2 protein-coding genes are annotated in these 3,242 nt (G+C 73.5%); both read left to right on the forward strand.

The window, feature by feature from the left end; all coding sequences use genetic code 11:
- On the forward strand, positions 1–390 hold a 390-nt coding region (locus VBO01S_RS31140), incomplete at its 5' end, for a response regulator (protein WP_157627543.1).
- Positions 391–420: 30 nt separating this feature from the next.
- On the forward strand, positions 421–3,242 hold a 2,822-nt coding region (locus VBO01S_RS31145), incomplete at its 3' end, for a GMC family oxidoreductase (protein WP_174543726.1).

The raw sequence follows: 3,242 nt of genomic DNA on the forward strand, positions 1-3,242 counted from the left end.
GCCGGCGCGCCGTGGAGCCTGGCCGGGCGCTGCGTGCTGGTGCTGGAGGACGACCCGATGGTGCGCGGCGCCTACCTCAACGCGCTGGGCGCGATGGGCTGCCGCGTGCTGTCCGCCGCCACGCTCGACGAGGCGCTGGCGCAGGTCGAGGAGCCCGACGCGGTGGTGCTCGACTGCCGGCTCGGCGGCGGCGTCTCGGGCTTCGATGCCGCCGGGCGCCTGCGCGCACAGCGCTCCGCACAGCCGACGCTGCCCATCGTCATGGTCACGGCCGACACCGACCCCGCGGTGGTCGAGGCGGCGCGGCGGCAGGCGCTGCCGCTGCTGCGCAAACCTGTCGACGACCAGACGCTCGGCCGCGCGCTGGCCGCGGCCATCGGGCATTCCTGAATCCGCGATCCCTTCCGCGAGGAGCCGAACATGAACGACGGTGGCCGCGACGATGACGATGCCCCCGGAGACCGCCTGCTCTCGCAGGGCGCCGAGGTGCTGGTGCGCGAGATCGCAGCGGCGCCGCCCGACGCGCTGCACTGCGATGTGCTGGTTATCGGCAGCGGCTACGGCGGCGCGGTGGCGGCGGCACGGCTGGCGGGCGCGCTGTCGCTGGACGCGGCGCCCGGCATCGCACCGGGCGCCGTGCCGATCAAGGTCTACGTGCTGGAGCGCGGCAGCGAATACCTGCCGGGCGAATTCCCGGCCACCTTCGCCGAGCTGCCGGGGCATGTGCGCTTCAGCATGCAGGACGGCAAGCCTGCGCGCGGCAATGCCTCGGGGCTGTTCGATCTGCGCCTGGGCGGCGAGGTGAACGCGCTGCTCGGCAACGGGCTGGGCGGCGGGTCGCTCATCAATGCGGCGGTGATGGAGCGCGCCACGCCCGATGCCTTCGAGGGCGGCGCCTGGCCCGGGGGCCTCGACCTTGCCGCGCTGGCGCAAGGCTACGGCAAGGCCGAGGCCATGCTGGGCCTGGAGCAGATCCCCGAGAGCGTGTCGAAGCTCGACTCCCTGCTGAAGGCCGGCGCGCGGCTGCATGCGGCGAGCGGCAAGGCCCATGTCGCCATCGCCTTCGACGACGGCACGCGCACGCCGGCTCAGGTGGCGATGCACCGCTGCCTGCGCTGCGGCGACTGCGTGAGCGGCTGCAACCACCGCGCCAAGAAATCGCTGGACACCAACTACCTGGCGCTGGCCCATGCGCGGGGCGCGCGCCTGTTCACCGGCGGCACCGCGCACCGCATCGCGGCCTTGCCGGGCGGCGGCTATGCGGTTGAGTTCTTCTTCACCGACCGGCGCAAGGCACGCACCGACAACGCCCGGCCCTACGTGGTGCGCGCGCGGCGGGTGGTGGTGGCCGCCGGCACGCTGGGCTCCACCGAGCTGCTGCTGCGCTCCAGGGGCCCGGGCCTGCCCATCTCGCAGGCTATGGGCCGCGGCTTCTCGGCCAACGGCGACATGATCGCGGTGGCGGCGGCACAGAACGACGAAGCGCTGTCCAGCGCGCCCGAAGGCGAGGCGCCGGCACAGCGCGGCATCGGGCCGACCATCACCGGGCTGCTGCGGACCTGCGCGACGCCGGGCGAGCGCCCGCTGGTGATCGAGGAGTTCGCCATTCCCGCGCCGCTGCGCCGCCTGCTGGCCGAGGTGGTGACCACCACCGACGCGCTGCAGGCGCTCGCGCACATGGACCTCGACCTGCACGCGCCAGACGAAGGGCGCGATCCACTGGCCGTGGACGACGACATGCTGCGCCGCACGCCGGTCTACGGAATGATGGGCGACGACGGGGCGGCCGGCCAGATCGGCTTCGTCGGTCATGGCGGCGAGGGCGCCGTGCTGGCCGACGCGCAGGTGCGTGTGGCGTGGCCGAAGGTGGCCGCACTGCCCGTGTTCGAGGCGCAGATGCGCGCCCTGCATGCGGCCCACGATGGCGCGGGCGGACTCGGCGGGCGCGTGCTGGCCAACCCGCTGTGGAAACCGATACCGCCGTTCGGCAGCCTCGCCGACCTGGTCGGCCAACTGGAGGGCGTGGGCTCGGTGCTGACGGTGCACCCGCTGGGCGGTTGCCGCATGGCCGACGGGTGCGAGGGCGGCGTGGTCGACAGCTGGGGCCGCGTCTACGACGGCGCTGCGGGTGCTTCTGCTGTGCCGTCGCTGCTGCCAGGCCTGGCGGTGCTCGACGGCTCGATCGTGCCGGTGTCGCTCGGCATCAACCCCTCGCTCACCATCGCCGCGTTGGCCGAGCGCGCGGTGCCCGTGCTGGCCGAGGACTGGGGCCTGGCGCTGGCCGGTTCGCCGCAGCCGCAGCCGCAGCCGTCGCAGCGCCCGTTGCGCCGCGACCTGACCCGTCCTCGCGCGCCCGCGCCCACGCGCGTCTCGCTGCGCGAGCGCATGACGGGCCGCGTGCACATCGACGGCCAGGCCTTCGCGTTGAGCGCCGAAGTGGAATTCGAGCCGTTCGACGTGCCGTCCCTGCGCGTGACGCCGCGCGTGCTGTCCCAGCCCGTGGTCGTCCTGCGCTTCGGCAAGGGCGACGATGCGCCCGTTGCGCATTGCACCGGCACCGCATCGATGCTCGTGCGCGAGAAGAGCGACAGCATCGAACGTATCCTGCGCAGCCACGGGTTGGCACGCAAGAAGCTGCTGGCGCTGGTGCAAAGCCTGTTGGACGCGCGCGCCGCTTCGGCCGGCGCCGCGATCGATGAGGACGATGCCGTCTTCGAGGGCCCCGCGATGGCCGACCTGCTGGCGCTGTGCTCGCACCTGGGGCAGGTGCGCCTCATCGAGTACGACTGGACGGTGGCGCGCATCGCGCATGGTGCGCCACTGAAGGAGGGCGACCGGCTGCGGCTCACCAAGCGCATCGCGTTCGTCGAAGGCGGCAACCCGTGGCGGCAGCTGAGCGAGGGCGAACTGCAGCTGCTCGGCCCCGATGCGCCGAAGCCGCTGGGCTGGCTGGTGCTGGACCCTTCCTACTTCGTCGAGACGTTGCAACCCCTGCTGCGCGTCGAGCACCAGCAGGACATGCCCAACCAGCTGGCCGACCTGGCCGAGCTGGCGCTGTGGGTGCTGCGCATCGTGCTGCAGGTTCACCTGTTGCACTTCGTGCCGCCGCCCGACTCGCCGCAGCGCGACTGGGAGCGCCTGCCGGGCGAGGTGTACGGCGTGCGGCCCGAGCCGGTCGAGCTCGTCACCGCGGCGGGCCCGGGCAGCGCGCCGCCGCGGCTGCTGTCGCGCTACCGCCCGCC

The organism is Variovorax boronicumulans NBRC 103145, from assembly GCF_001591345.1.
In the GTDB taxonomy this organism is placed as follows: Bacteria; Pseudomonadota; Gammaproteobacteria; order Burkholderiales; family Burkholderiaceae_C; genus Variovorax; species Variovorax boronicumulans.